This is a genomic window from Glutamicibacter sp. BS14 (assembly GCF_056934375.1).
In genome coordinates this window covers 3,252,289-3,270,990 of record NZ_CM167801.1, presented here as the reverse complement: position 1 = coordinate 3,270,990, position 18,702 = coordinate 3,252,289, and the positions used below count along the sequence as shown (strand labels likewise).

Below are 18,702 nucleotides of genomic sequence, written 5' to 3'. Positions count from 1 at the left end.
GTTAGATATCGTCCTCGGTGAGGCCCATTTCGGAAGCCAGGTCGAACAGCGGGCCGTAGGTTTCCTTGGTGACTTCCAGCAATGGGCCCGGAGGGGTCACATCCAGGAAAGCTCCTACCTGGGCGATATCTTCCTCCGGCAGGTTCAGCAGCGCGTGCTTAACGGCTTTCTTCAGTTCCGGGTCGGCATCGGCGCTGATGGTGATCGGGTCGTTCGGGATGGGTTCCGAGGTCCAGATCTGGCGGTAGTCTTCCGGGTTGAAGGTACCTTCTTCTTCGGCAACCGCCTGGGTCTGCGAGTTGAGCTGGGCGGCGTCGACAGTTCCGTTGGCCAAGGCCAGCAGTGATTCAGGATGCCCTCCTGCGTAGTTCAAGTTGACTTCGGACTCGGCAATGCCGGCAGTCTTCAGCGCGTAGCGCGGCAGGACATCTCCGGAGGTTGAGCCCACGCCGCCAAGTGCGAAGTCCTTTCCGCGCAGGTCTTCGAGGGTCTTGATTTCTGAATCCTTCGCAACCCAGATGCCACCGGTGTAGGTGCTGAGCTCGCCTTGAGCGGTCCCGAAGGACACGAGCGGTTCAGCGCCGGCCTGCTGGCTGGCGAACACGTATCCCACGGGACCGAACTGGCCAAGATCCAGTTTTCCATTGCGCATTGCCAGTACCTCTGCGGCGTAGTCCTCGACAACTTGGACCTCGACTTCGCATCCGAGCTCGCGCTCCAATGCGTCGGCGAGCACGCCGTACGCCGGTTCGAGCTTGGCTGGTGCTTCGTAGGGCTCGATGCCGAAATTGATGGGCCCATCGGCGCAGAACGCGGGGGCAGCGGAGTCGGCCTGCTCATCCGCCTGGGCGGACCCGCAAGCGGTGAGGGCCAGCAGGCCCAGCGAGACGGCAGAGAATTTAAATGCCTGAGAGATCTTCATGGTTTGCTCCAATGCGTGGTGTAGCTAGGCTAGGCGGTGATCGATGAAGCCATGGCCGGCTTGGCGAGGTTTTTGATGTTCTTGTCGGCCAGGCCGAAGGACAGGGTCATTCCGACTCCGGCGGTCACGGAGACGACGGTAATGGCGTCGGCGGCATTGCGGATGAGCAAGGGCCCGGTAGCGCTGGAGGCATAGATTCCTTGCCAGCGTTCAATGACTTTCAGCTCGGTGCCACTCATGTAGCCCCCGATGGCCGAGAGCAATGTTTGCGAGGTCGCTTCCTTGAGGAAGGGAGCTTGGGTTGCGGCGTAGCTGTGCGAATCTCCCATGAGCAGGGTGCCGTCGGGCCTTTGGGTGAACATGACATTCGCCTGGATATCCAGCAGCTCCGGGTGCTCGGCGAGAACTTCAGCCTGCAGGGCCTTGGCTGCTGGCACTTCGGTGAAGGCCTCGTAGCGAAGCATGGAGGTGGCGGTGAGGACGGCCGGCTTCAATTCCAGGTCTTCGGAAGCTTCTGCGCGGAGCATCTGCAGCGCGCACCGGGTGATCTGGTGCTCCTGCGCGATCTGCGGGAAGAGGTAGTCCACGTCGTGGCCGACGCAAACGAAAACCTGGTCGGCTTCGAAGGCGCCGCGATTAGTTTGCACGCTGGCCCGGCGATGCCGGCCGGCACCGAATCCCAAGGCGCTGGTGCTGAAGTGGACGCTGCCAGCAACATGGGCGTTGACCCACTGGGCCAGCTTGGCCACCGTGGTGCGCGGGTCGACGCGCAGGTCATCACGCAGGAACGCGCCGCCGAGGAATCCTTCGGTGCTTTCGCGTCCGAGCTGTTCTGCGATGTCCTGCGCGTTGAGCATCTCGACCTGCCCGGTTTCGCGGCGTGCGGACAGTTCGCGCAGGACCTGCAATTCCGTTTCTGTCGAGGCCACCACGACAGCTCCCGATTCACCGGCCCAGAAGCCAGCGCGTTCAGCGTAGTCAAGCCACAAGGGACGTCCTGACTGCGCCAGGTCGTAGAGTTCGCCGGACTGCGCGGTGATGCAGCAGTGGCCGAAGTTGCGGACCGATGCGCCGATGGCCTCATGGTCACGTTCAATGACGATTACCGAGAGGCCGGCGTCCAGGGCTCGAGCGGCATGGGCCAGGCCGACAATGCCGGCGCCGATCACCAGCACATCTGCGTGGTTGGCGACTGGCCGGGGCTGTGGGAAATTTTTTTCGTTGCTCACGACAGTGATCATCCATGCCCGGCATGAGCGGATTCAACCCGAAATGGCACTTGTTTGAACAAGTTTGCCTAGAGTTCAGAATGGGGTCCGTCTATTCACTTTCAGTTCACTGGAATGTCTTGTGAATCGCTGATTTCACAATAAAACCACTTGTATGATCAAGAGGTGATGGAGAACAAGAAGCAACCCAAGTACCAAGCCCTCACCACCTGGTTGCGGCAGGAAATAGCGGCTGGCACATGGCACGAAGGAGATGTCCTGCCCAGCGAGGCAGAACTCTGTGCCCGCGCCAATGCCTCGCGTGGCACGGTCCGGCATGCGCTCGCCCAGTTGCGTTCGGAGGGCCTCATTGCGGGGGGACAAGGCAAGCCGCCAATCGTGGCGCAACAGGTGCAATCCCAATCGTTTACCACCTTCATGTCCTTTACTGATTGGGCGCGCTCCATCGGATTGGAGGCTGGACAGGAAACGCGGGAATTGGCGCAGCGCCCGGCCGATGCCCTCGTGGCCGAGCAGCTCGAACTCGAAGAAGGTGCCAAGGTGGTGCAGATCCTGCGCCTGCGCTTGCTCGATGGGAGCCCGGCGATGCTGGAGCGGACTAGCTTTACCCAAGAAGTCGGTCGGCTGCTCTTCGAATTCGATGCGGATGACGGTTCGATTTTCGAGTACCTGCGGGAGCAAGGCGTAGACCTCTACCGAGGCAAGCACACCATCGACGCGGTGGCGGCCGATGAACTGGACGCGCAGCTGCTGGGTGTCCGGCTCGGCGCCCCGCTCCTGCGCGAACGGCGCGTGACTTCCTCCAAATCGGGGCAGAAACTTGAGTACTCCGATGATCGGTATTTGCCGGATCTGGCCAACTTCACCATTGAAAACACCAGCGAGCATCGCGCCTCATTGAGCCGTGTGCGAAGCATTGCTGTCTGAACAGGAAAACACGATGAAACGAGAAGACATGTTTGAACTCATTGCCTGCGATATGGCTGGAACGACCATTGACGAGCATGCCGATGTGTACCGGGCTCTGGAAAATGCGGTGTGCGAATTCGGTGTTGAGGTCAAGGAGGAGGATCTGCAGCATTGGATGGGCGCCGAGAAGAAGGAAGCGATCAAAGCGCTGATTGAACTTGGCGGAGCTGTTGCCAGCGACGAGCAGGTGCAGGTGCAGTTTGACCGTTTCCGCCATTTGCTGCTGGGGTATTACCAGGAGAATCCGCCCGTCGCATTGCCAGGTGTCGTGCAAGCGCTGGAACGCTTGGCTGCCAGCGGCAAGAAGATCGCATTGACAACGGGGTTCTCGCGCGATGTTGCCGATATCATCCTCGATGGCTTGGGGTGGAAGGTCGGTCCTGGCGAACTTCTCGACGCAGTGGTTGCCGGCGATGAAGCCGCAGCGGGACGCCCCGCGCCGTACATGATTCATCGAGCCATGGAGCTGACGGGAATTCGCGATGTAGCCAAGGTTGTTGCCGCAGGCGACACCGCCAACGACCTGCTGGCCGCGCATCACGCGGGAGTGCATGGGATCGGTGTGCTGACCGGGAAGCTGGGCCGCGAAGAGCTGGACCGGTTCCCGCATGCCGCCATCCTCGAATCCGTGGCGGAGCTGCCGGATTATCTCGAGGCGATCGAGCCCGCGGCCGTGTAGTTCGACCCGAGTAATTTTGCAATGCGGAAGATATGTTTCGTTTCGGATTGGGATGCGGGATATGCTGAGCTCTAGTTGGAACATCCCATTGAGATGAAAGAGAGTCGTCATGAGCAAGACTGTTCTTCAGCGCCACCTGTTCGGACCGGGTCCATGCAACCCGTATCCCGAGGCAACGGCGGCGCTCGGCCTTCCGCTGCTGGGCCATCTGGATCCGGAGTTCATTGCACGCATGGATCGCGTTGCTGATGGTTTGCGTACTCTCTGGGGAACCGGAAACTCCCGTACCTTGCCTTTGAGCGCCACGGGCTCAGCTGGCATGGAAGCCGCTTTCGTCAACACCATCAACCCAGGCGACGTAGCGGTCATCGCGATCAACGGCTTATTCGGCGAGCGCATGTGCGAAGTTGCTGCGCGCGCTGGCGCTGAAGTAGTCCGCGTCGAGCATGAATACGGCACGCCGATCGATGCCGAACGCGTTGCCGCGGCGCACCCGAACCCAACCGTCATTGCCGGCGTGCATGCTGAAACCAGTACCGGAGTTGTTTCCGATATAGCCGCGCTGGGCGCAATCAAGGGCGATGCACTGCTGATCACCGATGCAGTGACCTCCATTGGCGGCATGCCGGTGCTGGCTGATGAATGGGGGATTGACGTTGGCTATGCCGGCACGCAGAAATGCCTCGGCGTGGCTCCGGGATTGGCACCATTTACCATTTCAGACCGTGCTTTCGAGCGCCGCGTCCAGAAGCCCCAATCCTGGTATCTGGATCTAGGCTTGCTCGGCGGCTACGCCACAGGTTCCACCGGGGGCCAACGCACCTACCACCACACCGCACCGGTCTCGATGGTCGCATCGCTGGAAGCCGGCATCGACCGCATCCTGGCTGAGGGCCTGGACGCGGTCACCGCCCGCCATCAGGAAGCGGGAGGCTTGCTGCAAGATGGCTTGCAGGAAATGGGCCTGGAGCTATTCGCCCAGGAGGGGTACCGCCTGCCGCAGCTGACGACGGTCTACGTTCCTGAAGGCGTTGATTCGGCGAAGGTCCGTGGATACCTGCTCGACCGCTTCAATATTGAAATCGGCGGCGGTGTCGGCAAGTACGCGAGCACCGTTTGGCGCATCGGCATGATGGGCCCCAACGCTAATCCGGGATCGGTGGCGCTGCTGCTGGCTGCGCTGAAGGAAGCGATCGGCAAGGCCTAGGCGCGCAAGGGCCGTGGTCCTCTGAATGCAAAGCGAGGCGGGACTAACCAGGGGATTCTGGTTGGTTCCGCCTCTTGCTGTTGCCCATGGGCTAGCTCAGCTGGTCCTGTGAATGCGCAAAATGCAGCTGCACTGAATCAGCACTGGTCGAAATCATGGCGTAGCCGCCAATCGGCAACGTGAACATCGGGGAGGTATGGCCGAAATCGAGGTTGGCCACAACCGGGATGCCCTGCAGGATCGGGTGCTTTGCGATAACTTGCTCCAGCAGGCTACGGGTGATTCCGGACTGCTGCTGGAAGCGCCCGATGGCCAGCCCGGTAATGCCAGCCGCGCTGGGGGACTGCAGGAACGAGGCGAGCTTCCGGGCGATTTCGTGGATGTCTTCTGAGGAGTCATCCTCGATGAAGAGCATTGCCCCGTCCAAAGATGGCATGAAATCGCCGCCCAGCAATAAATGCAGCGTGCCCAGATTCCCGCCAATTACCTTGCCCGTGGCCACCCCCTGGTTCAGGATCCATGGTCCGCTGGATGCTTGGACGGACCTGTTGTCTTGATCCATGAACCACAGATCGTCGGTGAATTCGCTGGCGTGCTCGATGGTCCACGAGTGCTCGTGGGTTGCGGTCCGGAACCACTGGCCGGTCGGTTCAAAATGATCGCGCATGCCGAAAGAGGACCAATGCGCACCGACATAAGTTACCAGGCCGGTCTTGGCGTGCACGGCGTTAGCCAGGGCGGTGAAATCCGAATAGCCGCAAAAGACCTTGGGATTGGCGGCAATGAGATCCCAGTCGAGGTAGGGGAGCAGCTCGTTTGAATTGAAGCCGCCAATGACCGAGATGATTCCGGCGACAGATGGATCGGCAAATGCGGCGTGCAGATCGGCCACGCGCGACGGGATCGGCGAGCTGTCGAAGTCATCGTTCTCGTCTACGTGATCGCCGAATTCCTGCTTGAGCCCCATGGCCTCGAAGCGTTCAGTGATCCACTTCGTATTGTCGTATTCCATCACGAAGGCGCGGGAGCACGATGGCGCAATGGCCCTGATGGTGTCTCCGGATTGCAATCGGGCTGGGACAATCGTCGGCTTCTCATGGCTTGTCATGCAATCAGTCTAGGGTCTGGCTTGGCAGGGGATAATAACCCGCACGCAGTCGCAGGCGACTAGTTGGCGAAATTTTCGCAACAAATGAAGATATTCCGCTCCAGCTACTGGGAGAATACTGCGAAATTCGATAACGTGGGCGGGACAGCGCAATTTCTCTAAAGAAAGAAGCAAATAAGGTGAAGTCCCTCTTCGACTTGGAATTCAAACAATTCATCACGCCATCGATCATCAAGATCGTTTACATCCTGATCATGGTCCTGTTGGCGATCGGCTACCTCGGAATCGTGATTTCCGGGTTCATGGCTGATGCAATGCTCGGCTTCCTCATGCTCCTGATCGTGGGTCCTTTGGTGTCCCTAGTCTATTTGGTACTGGTCCGTGCAGGACTCGAATCCTTGCTGGCACAGATCCGCACGGCAGAGAACACCACTGAACTCGTTCGTCTGGCCGGTGGCATCCCGCCGGCAGAAGGCGGCTACCGCCCGCACCCGGGTAATCCTCCTGCTCCCCAGCAGCCGCAGGATCCAACCGCCAATGGCGGCGGCACTCCGCCAGCCAACCCTTACCAGAAGTAAGTCCAACGGCCAATGGCCCGCACCCGTGGTGCGGGCCATTGGCCGTTGTTGAGCGAACAGCGTGCAGAACTACCAGTCGCTGGACGCTTTGAGCGACAGCACTGGGCAGGAAGCCTGGAGCAGAATCCGTTGCGCGTTGCTTCCCATGAGGAACTTGCCCATTGCCGTCCGCTTGCGCAGGCCGATCACGATCAGCTCGGCTCGTTGGGCCTGGGCTACATGCAGGATCTGGTCTGCCGCATCGGCACCCTGGGTGTGGCGCTCAATCCAGAAATCGATGCCGGCATCGGAAAGGCGGGCTTCCAGCTCGTGGTACTGCTTCGCGTCAATGAGCCTGTCGTCAACGAGCTGATCGCCCTTCGAAGAGTTCACTACGATCAATCGCACCTCGCTGCGCCTGGCTTCGAGAATGGCTCGTTCCAAGGCGGCTTCGCCTTCTGGCGAGGGAATATAGCCCACTACGATCGTCATGATTCATTCCTTTCAGCAGCCTTGCTGTTCTCATTTCCGTGGCCAGGCTTCGCCTGTTCCGGTTCGGGGCCGCCAGCTGCATCGTCGCCCAGCAGGGCCTCGGCGGCGGCAGACGCTGTCCCGCGTTTGCGCCGAATAGCGGAGATCAGCACTGGCAGCAGGAGCAGGACGGCGATGAGCACGTAGATGCCCACGGCCAGCGGCTCGCTCCAGAGACCTGAGACTTCACCAGCAGAAAGCTGGAAGGTCTTGCGCAGCTGTTCCTCGGCCATGGGGCCGATGATGACACCAAGGATCAGCGGAAGCACTGGCAGGCCGAAGCGGCGCAAGGCAAAGCCCAGCAAACCGATCAGCAGCAGCAGCCAGAGATCAGCTACCTGCATGTTCACCGAGAAGGCGCCCAGCGTTGCGAAGAACAAGATGCCTGCGTACAGGTAGGGGCGCGGGATCTTCAGCAGCTTCGCCCATAGCGGCGCTAATGGCAGGTTGATCAGCAGCAGCAACGTGTTGCCAATGAACAAGCTGGCAATCAGGGCCCACACCAGGTCTGGTTCATTCTCGAAGAGCAGCGGACCGGGCTGGATGCCTTTCATGGTCAAGAACGCCAGCATCACCGCAGCGGTGGCATTGGTGGGCAAGCCCAAGGCGAGCATCGGAGTCAGGGTGCCAGCGGCAGAGGCATTGTTCGCGGCCTCCGGGCCGGCAACGCCCTCAATGGCGCCGTGGCCGAACTCCTCAGGATGCTTGGACAGCTTCTTTTCGGTGACGTAGGACAGGAAGGTCGGAACTTCGGCACCGCCGGCAGGCAGCGCGCCGAAGGGGAACCCAAAGGCGGTACCGCGAAGCCAGGGCTTCCACGAACGCTTCCAATCTTCCTTGCCCATCCACGGGGCACCCACCGGAATGGTGCGGGCCGGGCTGGTGCGCAAGTGCGCGGCAATCCACAGCGCCTCGCCAATGGCGAAGATCGCCACGGCGACCACCACGATGTCCATGCCGTCCACCAGGGGAGCGAAGCCGAAAGTCAGGCGCTGCTGCCCGGAGACCGGGTCCATGCCGACCAGGCCAATGGCCAAGCCCAAGCCCAGGGAAGCGAACCCGCGGATCTTGGAAGAGCCCAAGACTGCGGTGACAGTTACCAAAGCGAGGACCATGATGGCGAAGTAGCTCGGTGCGCCAAGGCTCACCGCGAACTTCACGACGATCGGGGCGACGGTCACCAGCAGCGCGGTACCGATGGTTCCTGCAACGAAGGATCCAATGGCCGCGGTGGCCAAGGCCTGTGCCGCACGGCCGGCCTTGGCCATCTTGTGGCCTTCGATGGCCGTGATGACTGTTGCCGATTCACCCGGGGTATTGAGCAGGATCGAGGTGGTTGACCCGCCATACATCCCGCCGTAGTAGATGCCGGCGAACATGATCAGTGCGCTGGAAGTTTCCATGCCGAAGGTCAATGGCAGCAGCAGTGCCACAGCCATGGCCGGGCCGATGCCCGGGAGCACTCCTACAGCGGTGCCCAGGATGACACCGGCGAAAGCGAAGAGCAGGTTAATCGGGGTCAGCGCCGAGGCGAAGCCGCCCATCAATAAATCCAGAGTTTCCAATTAGAGCACCCCCGAGAGGATTCCGGCCGGAAGCTTGATGCCCAGGCCCAGATAGAAGCCGTAGAACGAACCAAGCGCCAAGGCAAGCGAAATAACCAAGGTCAATACCCAGCGCCGCGCACCCAGGCAGGTGGCCGCGCCGAAGAACATGATGGTTCCCGAGATGACCCAGCCAGCCCAATTCACGATCAGCAGGTTCAGCACGAAGATGCCGATCAGCGGGAGCAGGACCTTCCAATCCGAAGGTTGGCTCAGGTCCACGTCTTCGCCTTCTTCGCCCGCTGCAAGGTTGCCACGCATGACGGTGATGGCCAAGGCAATGGACGAAAGAATGAGAATGCCCGAGACGACGTAAGGCAGGGCCTTGGGACCTACAACGTCTGCCTGGGAGTACGTCACATGAAGCTGCGACGCGTCAACAAACACGATGATTCCGACGATAAGAAGAAACGCGGCGAACAGGAGTTCGACGCGTTTCTTCTTTGCGGTGCCTACTTCGCTCACGCCAGGCCCAGGGTCTTCAGGACGCTGGCAACGCGCTCGTCCTGGTCGGTGAGGAAGGCGGAGAATTCGTCACCGGTCATGAAGGCGTCGCTCCAGCCGTTGGTCGCCAGGGCTTCCTTCCACTCGGCCGAATCATGCATTTCGGTGACCAGGTTGACCCACTTGGCCTTGTCCTCTTCGGAAATCTCAGGTGGAGCCACCAGACCGCGCCAGTTGGAGAACACCAGATCGATATCCGATTCCTTCAGGGTCGGGGCATCTACGCCTTCCAGGCGCTCTTCGCCGCTGGTGGCCAGTACGCGAACAGAGCCCTCTTCGATCTGCTGCATGTACTCGCCGGCACCGGAGGCAGCGAAGGCCAGCTTGTTGCCCAGGATGGCCGGCAGCAAGTCGCCCCCGCCATCGTACGATACGAAGTTCACGTCCTTGGGATCAATGCCCACGGCTTCGGCCAGCTGCATTGGCAGCAGATGGTCCGGGCCGCCAGGGGAGGAGCCGCCGCCGACCGAGAGCTTGCTTGGGTCGTCCTTCCAGGCCTTGACCAAGTCGTCAATGCTCTTGTATGGAGAATCCTTGGAAACCATGATCGCTCCGGGCTCTTCGATGAGCTTGGCAATCGGGGTGGTATCGGTCAGCTTGGAGTCGGTTTCGTTGGTGTAGCTTGCACCCACCACGCCCAGGCCCATGAGCATGGCCAGATCGCCATTGCCCTTCTCATTGACAATGCGGGCCAAGCCGACGGTGCCTCCGGCACCGGCAAGGTTGAAGACTTCCGGGTTGCTGGCCAGCGATGCGTCATCCATCACCTTGGCGGCAACACGGGCAGTGGTGTCGTAGCCGCCGCCTGGGGTGTTTGGCACCATGATGCGGAGGTTCGCGATGGGGCCCTTGGACTCTGCGGCATCAGTGCTGGAAGACTCTGATGTCACGCCGCAGCCAGTGGCGGTCAGGGCCAGTGCAGCGGCAGCTGCCAGCGCGCTCAGCGCACGGAACGACTTGAAGGGTTTCATGGGGATTCAGCCTCTTTGCTTTCATCGGGGTTGCGAGTGATACCAACTTACGTGCCATCGTGAGCCGGGTCACTCTTGCGTACTCAAAGAAAATACTGTTCATTGTGTAACCGGAAATTGTGATCTGAACCATTCGAATCTTCGGTAAGGTAGCACAGTGCCCGGATGCAGGTGCCAGCAAGGACCTGCCGGGTGCAACGTGGATTTCTGGAATATTGGGGGCGAGGCAATGGGTGCCGTGCGTTTCTGGCTCGCTAATCTGTACACGCGCCGCAAGCTGACCCTTGCAGGGCAGTACCTGATACTGCAATTGCTCATTATCGCGGTGGTGCTGGCAGGGGTCATCACGGTATCGCTGACCCAGGCCACCAATAACTTCGAAAAAATCGAGGGGCGCCGCAGCCTCTCGGCCGCCGAATCGCTGGCTGCAAACCCCCTGCTGCGCGTGCTCCTTCCCGAGGCGGAGCCGGAAATGGGTTCGGCGTTGCCGGCCATGGGCGAATCGGTGCGCAGCACCTCGGGTCTCCAATTCGTGACCATTGCCGATCCCCGGGGAACGGTCGTCACCTCCAGCTACCCGGATGAAGTCGGAACCTCGATACTGCACCCTGAATCCGCCGTCACCGAAGGCCGCGGATGGACCGGGGAAATCTGGCGCAATGGCAACCACGTATTGATTGCGCAGGTTCCGGTGCTGGACGACGAAGGGAAGATGGTCGGCATTGTCAGCGCCGGCCAAAGCTATCCCAGCACCGGCGAGATGATCCAGGAGATCGCTCCCAACGCCTTGTTCACCCTGGTCATTTCCCTGCTGCTGGGGACCGCCGGCTCAGTCTTGCTGGCCCGCCGGGTCAAGCACCAGACCCGCGGGCTTGAACCCCGGGAAATTGCAGAGCTTTTCGAGCATCGCGAAGCCCTGCTGCACGGAGTCAAAGAGGGAATCATCTCGGTGTCGCCGGATAGCCGGGTGATGCTGGCCAATGATGTCGCCATCGAGCTGCTCCAGCTGCCCAGTCACTGCGTGGGCAGGACCCTGGACGAATTGGATGTTGTTCCGCAGGTCCGCCATGCACTGACCACCAGCCAAGAGCTGCCCGACCGGCAATTCCTTGTCGGCGAGCGGGTATTGGTCTTCAACCGGATGCCGGTCAAGACCGCCAGGCGGGATTTGGGATCGGTCACCACCTTCCGAGACAAGACCGAACTGACCCTGCTGGAACAAGAACTTGGAGACAGCAAGGCCACCGCCGACATGCTCAGGGCGCAGACCCATGAATTCGCCAACCAGCTGCACGCAATTTCCGGGTTGATCCAGCTCGGGGAATACGACGAGGTCGTGGGCTTCATCGATGGCGTGAGCTTCAGCCGGAGCAAGATCTTCGAGGACGTCTCCGCATGCATCGCCGAACCCACGATTGCCGCGTTGCTGATTGCCAAGTCCAGCGTGGCCGCCGAGCGAGGGGTGCACCTGAAGATGGCGCCTAGCTCAACCTTGGGCAGGTGCGAGGACCAGCTGGCGCGGGATCTGACCACCGTGATCGGCAATCTCGTCGATAACGCGATGGACGCGGCCGCTGCGGCTGCCAATCCGGAAATCCAGGTCGGGATCGAGGAAACCAGCGAGCTGGTGCGAATCACCGTGAGGGACAATGGAGAAGGCATCGCGGAAGATGCCATGGACGAGATCTTCACCCAAGGTTTCTCCACCAAGGACAGCGCGGTTTCCGGCGGCAGGGGCTTCGGCCTTGCCATCAGCCGCCTGGTTTGCCGCCGCCGCGGTGGAGAGCTGGCCGCGGCCAATGCACAAGGTGCCCGGTTTACCGCCACGCTCAGGAAGTAGGAAGCAAGAAGTGATCAAAGTACTGGTGATCGACGATGATTTCATGGTCGCCAAGGTGCACGCTGGATTCGTCAACAGCGAACCGGGGTTCACCGTGGTCGGCGTGGCGCACTCCGCCGGTGACGCGATCAAGGCCGCCGGCGCGCTCTCGCCGGATCTCATCTTGCTCGATATCCATTTGCCGGACATGAACGGCCTGGACCTCTTGCAGCGCCTGCGCGAAGTCCAGCCGGAGCTCGATGTCCTGGTGATCAGCGCGGCGCGGGAAATGGATACCGTGCGCCGCGCGCTTCGTGGCGGCATCGTCCACTATCTGATGAAGCCCTTCTCGCGGGATGACCTGCGCGAACGGCTGGAGCACTACGCGAAGGCCTACCAGCCGCTGGGCGAAGCAGCGGACCAGGAATTGCAGCAGGCCGATGTGAACATGCTCTTCGGGCTCGGCGGACAAAAGCGCCGGCCTCTTCCCAAAGGCTGCAGCGCCGAAACCATGGAACTGGTTGAGAGCATCGTCAAGGAAGCTGCCGAACCCATATCGGCCACCGAAACCGCGCAGAAGCTGGGCACGTCCCGGGTGAGCGCTCGCCGGTATCTGGAATACCTGGCAGAGGAAAACCTGGCTCAGGTGAACCTGCGCTACGGGGGAGTCGGCAGGCCCGAACGCCGCTACTCATGGAGGGGGTAGTGGCAGCGGATCGTCCAGCCGCCCCCGGACGCAGAAAGCCGGGGCAGGCCTAGACGAAAGCTGCCGAACCCCGTTGGCGATGCTCGCTGGCCGCGTACGTGCCGAGGATCTTGATTTCCCAGGTGAAGAATTCCAGTTCTTCCAACGCCAAGCGCACAGGAAGGTCTTCGGGGTGGCCCTCGATGTCGACCATGAAGGTGGTAGCGGCGAAGGACGAACCGACCATGTAGCTTTCCATGCGGGTGAGATTCACGCCGTTCGTGGCAAATCCGCCTAATGCCTTGTATAGCGCGCTAGGCACGTTGCGCGCCTGGAACACCAAAGTGGTAATCACCGAGTCGGGGAGCTGGGAACGGTGCGGCAGTTCGTGCCTGCGGGCGAGCACTACGAAGCGGGTCGTGTTCGTCTGGTCGTCCTCGACACCGGAAGCCAGCACCTCCAAGCCGTAGAGTTCGGCCGCCATGGGCGGAGCGAGCGAGAGCTTGGCAGGATCGTTCCATTCGCGCACTTCGCGGGCCGAACCTGCAGTATCACCGGCAATCACCGGGGTCAGGCCGTGCTGGCGTATGACCTTGCGGCACTGGCCCAGCGCATGGATGTGGCTGTGCACCTCGGCCGCATCCGCGATGGTGCTGCCAGGCAGTCCGAGAAGGTCGAAGCGGATCCGCAGGTAGTGCTCGCCGACAATGTGCAGTTCCGACTCGGGGAGCAGGACATGGATATCGGCAACGCGACCGGCAATGGAGTTCTCTATCGGAATCATCGCCAGCTCCGCTTCACCGTTTTCCACCATGGCGAACGCGTCCTCGAAGCTGGCACAAGGCACGGCTTCCATGTCCGGGAAACGTTGCATGCAGGCCATATTCGAGTTGGAGCCGGCTTCGCCCTGGTATGAAATCTTCTTGCTCATTGAATCAAGATATCCCAGCGCAATGGCTGGGCAGGAATCCACGAAAGCAGATGACGCCAAGACGCACGGACTGCTGCCAAGGCAACTGCGCGCGCTCCAAAAACGGCGGCTGCCTTCCCGGCCAACTAGTTCTGGTAGTGATCCGCCAGCTTCTCCAGGCCCTCGTCAATGCCTACCGCAGGTTTCCAGTCCAGGACTTCATGGGTTTCGCGCTGGTCGAACCAATGCGCGGTAGACAGCTGCTCGGCCAGGAAACGGGTCATCGGCGGCTCATCATGAACCAAGTTGCGCGAACCGGCTGCCAACCACAACTTCTCGATCACCGAACCGGCCGCACGGGCCAGCCAGCCCGGAACGTTGAGCTTCGGAGCCGGGGCGCCGCCAGCCTTGCAGATGCCGGCGATCAGCTCGCCCACCGGCCGAGGTTCGCCATTGGTGACCACCAGGGCTCGCCCGTGGGCGTGGTCCATGCGTTCCAGGCCGCGGACAATCGCCGCAGCGGCATTGTCGATATAGGTGGTGTCGATCAGTGCTGCGCCCTGGTCCAGCAGGGGCAGCCGTCCGGCCTTGGCCCGCTGGATGACGCGTTCCACCAGCTGGGTATCGCCGGGCCCCCACACAACGTGCGGGCGGATGGCGGTGACGCGAAGTGCTGGCGAATCGGCGCCCAGGGCATTGAGCTCGGCCGCTGCCTTGGAGCGTGCATAGAATCCATGCGCCTTGGCCGGATCGGCCTCACCCGCACCGGCGCCCGCCAGCGAATCGCCGAAGTGCGCCACGGAAGGGGAAGAGACGAACACGAAATCCCTGATTCCTGCGCGCTTGGACGCTTCGAGCAGATTGCTGGTTCCCGCGATATTGGTGGCGGCGAAGTCTTCCCATGCACCGGTGAAGGAGACCTTGGCTGCCAGGTGGATGACCGCGTCCATGGACTCCACGGCCGCGGCGACAGCCTGCGGATCCGTGAGCGAGCCGCGGACTTCATCAGTGGCTGATGCCGAGCTGCCGCGCTGGAAGGTGCGCACATGGTGACCCTTGTCGCGCAATAGCTGGGCTACAGCGCCACCCAGCATGCCGCTGGCTCCGGTGACCAGAACGCGACGGGCAGCGTCTTCATTTTTCGATGGGCTCACGGATTGCGGATCCTTCCACCTGCGAGGGTCGCGGCAGCCCAGTGGGCGAGCGCGGCCCGGTCAATCTTGGAGTTGTGCCGGATATCGGTGGGCAGGCTTGGGACTACCAGGACCGCTGCCACCTCGGTGCCGGTGGCCGCGACCGCGGCGCGAACCTGGCGGGCCAGATCGCTGGCGGCCGGACCGGATTTGCGGGCCGCGGGCACCGTTTCCATGACGACCACCGCGGCCTGGGTTCCGTCAGGTCCCACGCCGACCAGCGCGGCACGGCCAGCGCCAGCAACCGACTCGACAGCGTGCTCGGCGGCTACCGGGGTAATCGCGCCCTTGGCGGTGCGCAGCACGTGGCCAAGGCGTCCTTCGACCCACAGGCGTCCGGCCTCATCCAGGTGCCCGACATCGCCGGTGCGATGCCAGCCGGGGATGGAGACGCTGAGCTGTTCGGTGATCCACAGCCGGTCGTAGCGGTCCTTGACGTGCGGGGCGCGGACCAGGATTTCGCCGGTGGCATTCGGGGTGTATTCCGGCTTGTCTCCGGCCACGCCCAGGGCGTCAATCGGCGCGATGGCAACGGTGGCTCCGGCGACTGCGGTGCCCACGCACACGCCATTGCCCGCTCCGGCAGCGCGGATGCCGGCCAAGTCGATATCGGTGACCGGCAAGGCCTCGGTCATGCCGTACGGGGTGTGGACCCGGGCATTGGGAACCAGATCCTGCACCTTGGCCAGCAGATGCTCGGGAATCGGGGCGCCGGCGGACAGCATCAGCGAGACGCCTTCCAAGGTTTCCCGCTGAGCCTGGTTCAGCGCATCCTGGGTTTCCAGGACATTAGCCAGCGCGGCGGGGGAGGCGAAGACGGTGGTTGCATCCACCGCGAGGGCGGCGTCTGCCAACGCAGCGGCAGTCAAGGTCCGCGGTGCGGTGACGTCCATGTCCGGGGTGACCGAGGTGGCACCCAAAGCAGGGCCCAGCAGCGCGAACGGCGCGAAGCCTGCCACCAGCGCAGAGCCGGCCTTGAGGTTGTAGGTTTCACGCAGGGTATCGCGCATGGCGGCCAGTTCGCGATGCGTGTACACCACTCCCTTGGCCGGACCGGTGGAGCCGGAGGTGAACAGGACCGCCGCATCGGCATCCGGATCGGATGGCTCGAAAACCCGGGACCCGGAAGCGGCCTGGCTGCCGGCTTCATAGAGCTCGGGCAGGGTATGGGCTACCCCCAGCAGCTTGCGCTTCGCAGCAGGCAGGTCTCCAGCGGCAATCCTGGTTCCCGGCCAGCCGAACAGCCGCGCACCGGTGAGCGCACGGTCGATGCCAATCAGGTAGCTCGGGCCAGCGCCCTTGATGGCTCGTCCCATGCCCTTGGTGCCAAGGCCGGCATCGGCCACCACAATGACCGCACCCAGGCGCAGGCAGGCGTAGATCAGGGTGGTCAGTTCAATTCCCGGTGGAACCAGCAGGTTCACCCGGTCGCCGGCCTCCACTCCGATCTGCCGCAATCCTGCGGCCAGGGCATTCACGCGCTGCCCCAGTTCGGCCCAGGACAGCGATCGCGCAGGATTGATGTCCACGACCGCGGCCGATTGGTCCTCGGTGCGCGAATCGAGTTCGGCAAGCATCGGACGGTATTCGCCCAGGGATTGGGCACGCGAGGTGTTCTTGGAACTCTTCTCGCCGGCAAGCCACTGGAAGATCGGGGTGGCAATATCGTTGTCTTCGCCCACCAAATGGCTGGAGCCTTCAAAGCGGTGTACCTGGGCGTGGGGCAGTCGCGACATCAAATCGCGCAGGTAGCGGTCGGAGAAGACCGGGTCCTTGGGTCCCCAGAGCATCAGGGCCGGGACCTTCAAGGAGCGCACTGCTTCCGAGATCTCGTCCAAGGCCGGACGGCTTGGGTGATCCTGGGAGAACGGGATATCGGCGACAAAGTTGGCTACGCCCTCGCGCTTTTCAGCGTTGGTGTACGGGGCCATGAAGGCCTTGCGGATATCCGGGGCCAAGGCCGGCTGCGCCAGCGCGTGGGTTACCTGCAAGAAGGCAGGGGAAGTCTTGGTGCCCCAACCGTGCACCGCGGGGTGGGACGCGAGTTTCAGCGCGGAGGGAAGCTCGAAGCCTGCAGGGTGGATTGCGGTGTTGGTCAACACCACGTTCTCCAGCTGGTCCGGGTGGGAAACGGCCCAGCCCAGGGAGATGATGCCGCCCCAGTCATGGCCGACGGTGGAGATTTTGCCGGTCAGCCCCAGTGCGCCAGTCAGATCGCCGAGATCGTTGACGCGGTCGGCCAGGCGGCGGAACTTGCCGCTGCGCTCGGAGAAGCCCATGTCCAGCTGGTCCACTGCCACCACTCGCCACGGCAGCCCGTGCTCGGACACATGGTTCAGCAGGCTGCGCCAGAGGTAGGACCAGGTGGGGTTGCCGTGCACGCAGAGCAAGGTGCCGGCCGGCTCAATTCCGCGTTGCTTCAGTTCTTCGTTGTTATCCAGGATGTGCCACCGGTGCCTAGTGCCCGGGGAGTCCACCTGCGACGTGGACGGTACTTCCAGATACTTCGAATAAATGGCATCTACACCGGGGAAAAGCTCGGTCACCAGGCAATCTCCATCATCGCGGTGTTCAGGCCGGAACCGACGCCCATGCACAGCACCCGGTCGCCCTTCTTCAGCGAGTCGGCTTCTTGGGACAGGGTCATGGGCAGGGAAGCCGGTCCGACATTGCCCCACTTGGAGAAAGTGATTGGCACGCGGTCCTTGACCAGGCCGACGGCCTTGATAATGGCATTGGTGTAGGACTTGGAAACCTGATGGGTCACGTAGCGGTCCATGGACTTCCAATTCCAACCGGATTGATGGGCTTCATCCCAGGCATCCACGACCAGTTCGAGGCCGTTATCCAGCAAGCCCTTCGTGTCCGTGTACATGCCCGAGGGTCCGCCGACACACAGCTCGTGGTGCTCGGTGCCGGCACGCGATACGCCGCCGACGATGCGGTGCGCTTCCGGGTGCGCATCCGCTGGGCCAATGACCGCAGCGGCGGCGCCGGAACCCAAGGTCAGCGTGGCGAATTCACGCATGTAGTCATCGCGCGTGGAAGTTTCAGCGTTCAGCCGCTGGAAAGTGGTTTCCTGGGTTGGCTTGGCATCTTCGCCGGCAACAATCAGGGCGTACTTGATCTGGCCGGAGTCGATCATGTTCGCTGCCAGGCTCATGCCGTTGACGAAGCCGAGGCAGGCGTTGGCCACGTCGAAATTCATGGCGGAGGATGGCAAGCCCAAGCCGTTGTGCACCTTGGAAGCCACCGACGGCTCCAAGTTGCGGCGGGTGACCGAAGTGTTGATCAGCAGGCCGATTTCGCTGGCATCGACACCGGCCTGGGCCAGCGCCTTCTTGCCGGCAAGAATTGCAGCGTCGTCGAATTCAACGCCATCGGACCACCAGCGGCGTTCCTTGACCCCGGAAACTCGTTCCAGAAGCTTCTTGGACAGGCGAAGGCGTTTCAGGCTAGGAGCAAGTCGCTCGTCGAATTCTGCAGAGCTCACCACCTCGGGTGCGAGGACGCTGTTCACTGATAAAAGCGCAACGTTGTGGTGCTTAAAGGTGGCATTGCCGTTCAAAATGGTGCCTTCGTTTCTGCTGGACTATCTATGTGCTGCGTGCTGCATTGAAACGTCGTGGCCGATGGGTGTGCGCCATCGGTTGCGTATGTGTTCTCCCTAGGTTATTCCCTGCATGACGCCAAGACCTATTTGAGCGCATTTTTTCAGCCGAAAGCTGGAATCAGTGCCTATGCAGACTATATCGATCCTACAGACTAGTCCTATGAGAATCATGGCAAGTGGGGGCGATCGTTCTGTGGGCCT

17 protein-coding genes are annotated in these 18,702 nt (G+C 61.8%); 6 read left to right on the top strand and 11 right to left on the bottom strand.

What is annotated here, in order from left to right:
- Position 1 precedes the first annotated feature (1 nt).
- Together AC1Z36_RS15460 and AC1Z36_RS15455 are read right to left on the bottom strand one after the other, a co-directional pair.
- The gene (locus tag AC1Z36_RS15460; RefSeq protein WP_105658230.1) at positions 2–922 is read right to left on the bottom strand and encodes a phosphate/phosphite/phosphonate ABC transporter substrate-binding protein; all 921 of its coding nucleotides are present in this window, start codon (positions 920–922) and stop codon (positions 2–4) included.
- 29 nt (positions 923–951) lie between these two features.
- On the bottom strand, positions 952–2,151 hold the full coding sequence (locus tag AC1Z36_RS15455; RefSeq protein ID WP_286134603.1) for a TIGR03364 family FAD-dependent oxidoreductase: 1,200 nt from the start codon (positions 2,149–2,151) through the stop codon (positions 952–954).
- Between the two features lie 168 nt (positions 2,152–2,319).
- Between AC1Z36_RS15455 and AC1Z36_RS15450 the strand changes: the two genes are divergently transcribed.
- The 3 genes from AC1Z36_RS15450 (at position 2,320) to AC1Z36_RS15440 (ending at position 5,006) form a co-directional block, all read left to right on the top strand.
- The gene (locus tag AC1Z36_RS15450) at positions 2,320–3,078 is read left to right on the top strand and encodes a GntR family transcriptional regulator (protein WP_332594941.1); all 759 of its coding nucleotides are present in this window, start codon (positions 2,320–2,322) and stop codon (positions 3,076–3,078) included.
- A gap of 13 nt (positions 3,079–3,091) precedes the next feature.
- Entirely contained in the window at positions 3,092–3,799 is a 708-nt protein-coding gene (locus tag AC1Z36_RS15445) for a phosphonatase-like hydrolase (protein ID WP_286172039.1), read from the top strand.
- A gap of 109 nt (positions 3,800–3,908) precedes the next feature.
- On the top strand, positions 3,909–5,006 hold the full coding sequence (locus tag AC1Z36_RS15440; RefSeq protein ID WP_105661843.1) for a pyridoxal-phosphate-dependent aminotransferase family protein: 1,098 nt from the start codon (positions 3,909–3,911) through the stop codon (positions 5,004–5,006).
- A gap of 91 nt (positions 5,007–5,097) precedes the next feature.
- Here the strand turns inward: AC1Z36_RS15440 and AC1Z36_RS15435 are convergent, their stop codons facing one another.
- On the bottom strand, positions 5,098–6,114 hold the full coding sequence (locus AC1Z36_RS15435; protein WP_105661844.1) for a S66 family peptidase: 1,017 nt from the start codon (positions 6,112–6,114) through the stop codon (positions 5,098–5,100).
- Between the two features lie 179 nt (positions 6,115–6,293).
- On the opposite strand from AC1Z36_RS15435, the gene AC1Z36_RS15430 reads away from it, so the two are divergent.
- Positions 6,294–6,692 (top strand): DUF4282 domain-containing protein, encoded by a 399-nt coding sequence (locus AC1Z36_RS15430; RefSeq protein WP_105661845.1) that lies wholly within the window; start codon positions 6,294–6,296, stop codon positions 6,690–6,692.
- Positions 6,693–6,761: 69 nt separating this feature from the next.
- Here the strand turns inward: AC1Z36_RS15430 and AC1Z36_RS15425 are convergent, their stop codons facing one another.
- From AC1Z36_RS15425 to AC1Z36_RS15410, 4 genes are read right to left on the bottom strand one after another with little or no spacing between them, the layout of a single operon-like run.
- Positions 6,762–7,163, bottom strand: a complete 402-nt coding sequence (locus AC1Z36_RS15425; protein WP_332727091.1) for a universal stress protein — start codon at positions 7,161–7,163, stop codon at positions 6,762–6,764.
- Positions 7,160–8,746 carry a tripartite tricarboxylate transporter permease gene (locus AC1Z36_RS15420; protein WP_483561974.1) on the bottom strand — a complete coding sequence of 529 codons (1,587 nt, stop codon included), beginning with the start codon at positions 8,744–8,746 and terminating at the stop codon, positions 7,160–7,162. The genes AC1Z36_RS15425 and AC1Z36_RS15420 overlap by 4 nt, the downstream gene beginning before the upstream one ends.
- Before the next feature lie 21 nt (positions 8,747–8,767).
- Entirely contained in the window at positions 8,768–9,271 is a 504-nt protein-coding gene (locus AC1Z36_RS15415; RefSeq protein ID WP_332594928.1) for a tripartite tricarboxylate transporter TctB family protein, read from the bottom strand.
- Positions 9,268–10,281 (bottom strand): Bug family tripartite tricarboxylate transporter substrate binding protein, encoded by a 1,014-nt coding sequence (locus AC1Z36_RS15410; protein ID WP_105661846.1) that lies wholly within the window; start codon positions 10,279–10,281, stop codon positions 9,268–9,270. The genes AC1Z36_RS15415 and AC1Z36_RS15410 overlap by 4 nt, the downstream gene beginning before the upstream one ends.
- A gap of 229 nt (positions 10,282–10,510) precedes the next feature.
- Between AC1Z36_RS15410 and AC1Z36_RS15405 the strand changes: the two genes are divergently transcribed.
- Both AC1Z36_RS15405 and AC1Z36_RS15400 read left to right on the top strand, forming a co-directional pair.
- The gene (locus AC1Z36_RS15405) at positions 10,511–12,121 is read left to right on the top strand and encodes a sensor histidine kinase (protein WP_105661847.1); all 1,611 of its coding nucleotides are present in this window, start codon (positions 10,511–10,513) and stop codon (positions 12,119–12,121) included.
- Between the two features lie 10 nt (positions 12,122–12,131).
- Positions 12,132–12,806, top strand: coding sequence for a response regulator (locus AC1Z36_RS15400; RefSeq protein WP_102598037.1), 675 nt, complete (start codon positions 12,132–12,134; stop codon positions 12,804–12,806).
- 49 nt (positions 12,807–12,855) lie between these two features.
- Here AC1Z36_RS15400 and AC1Z36_RS15395 read toward each other — a convergent pair whose 3' ends face one another.
- From AC1Z36_RS15395 to AC1Z36_RS15380, 4 genes are all read right to left on the bottom strand, one after another.
- Positions 12,856–13,716 carry a prephenate dehydratase gene (locus AC1Z36_RS15395; RefSeq protein WP_105661923.1) on the bottom strand — a complete coding sequence of 287 codons (861 nt, stop codon included), beginning with the start codon at positions 13,714–13,716 and terminating at the stop codon, positions 12,856–12,858.
- Between the two features lie 125 nt (positions 13,717–13,841).
- A complete protein-coding gene (locus AC1Z36_RS15390; RefSeq protein WP_105661848.1) occupies positions 13,842–14,849 on the bottom strand; it encodes an NAD-dependent epimerase/dehydratase family protein in 1,008 nt (335 codons plus the stop codon).
- Positions 14,846–17,437 (bottom strand): alpha/beta fold hydrolase, encoded by a 2,592-nt coding sequence (locus tag AC1Z36_RS15385; RefSeq protein ID WP_483561973.1) that lies wholly within the window; start codon positions 17,435–17,437, stop codon positions 14,846–14,848. The genes AC1Z36_RS15390 and AC1Z36_RS15385 overlap by 4 nt, the downstream gene beginning before the upstream one ends.
- On the bottom strand, positions 17,431–18,456 hold the full coding sequence (locus tag AC1Z36_RS15380; RefSeq protein WP_013348415.1) for a 3-oxoacyl-ACP synthase III: 1,026 nt from the start codon (positions 18,454–18,456) through the stop codon (positions 17,431–17,433). Before AC1Z36_RS15380 ends, AC1Z36_RS15385 begins: the two co-directional genes overlap by 7 nt.
- Positions 18,457–18,702 lie beyond the last annotated feature (246 nt).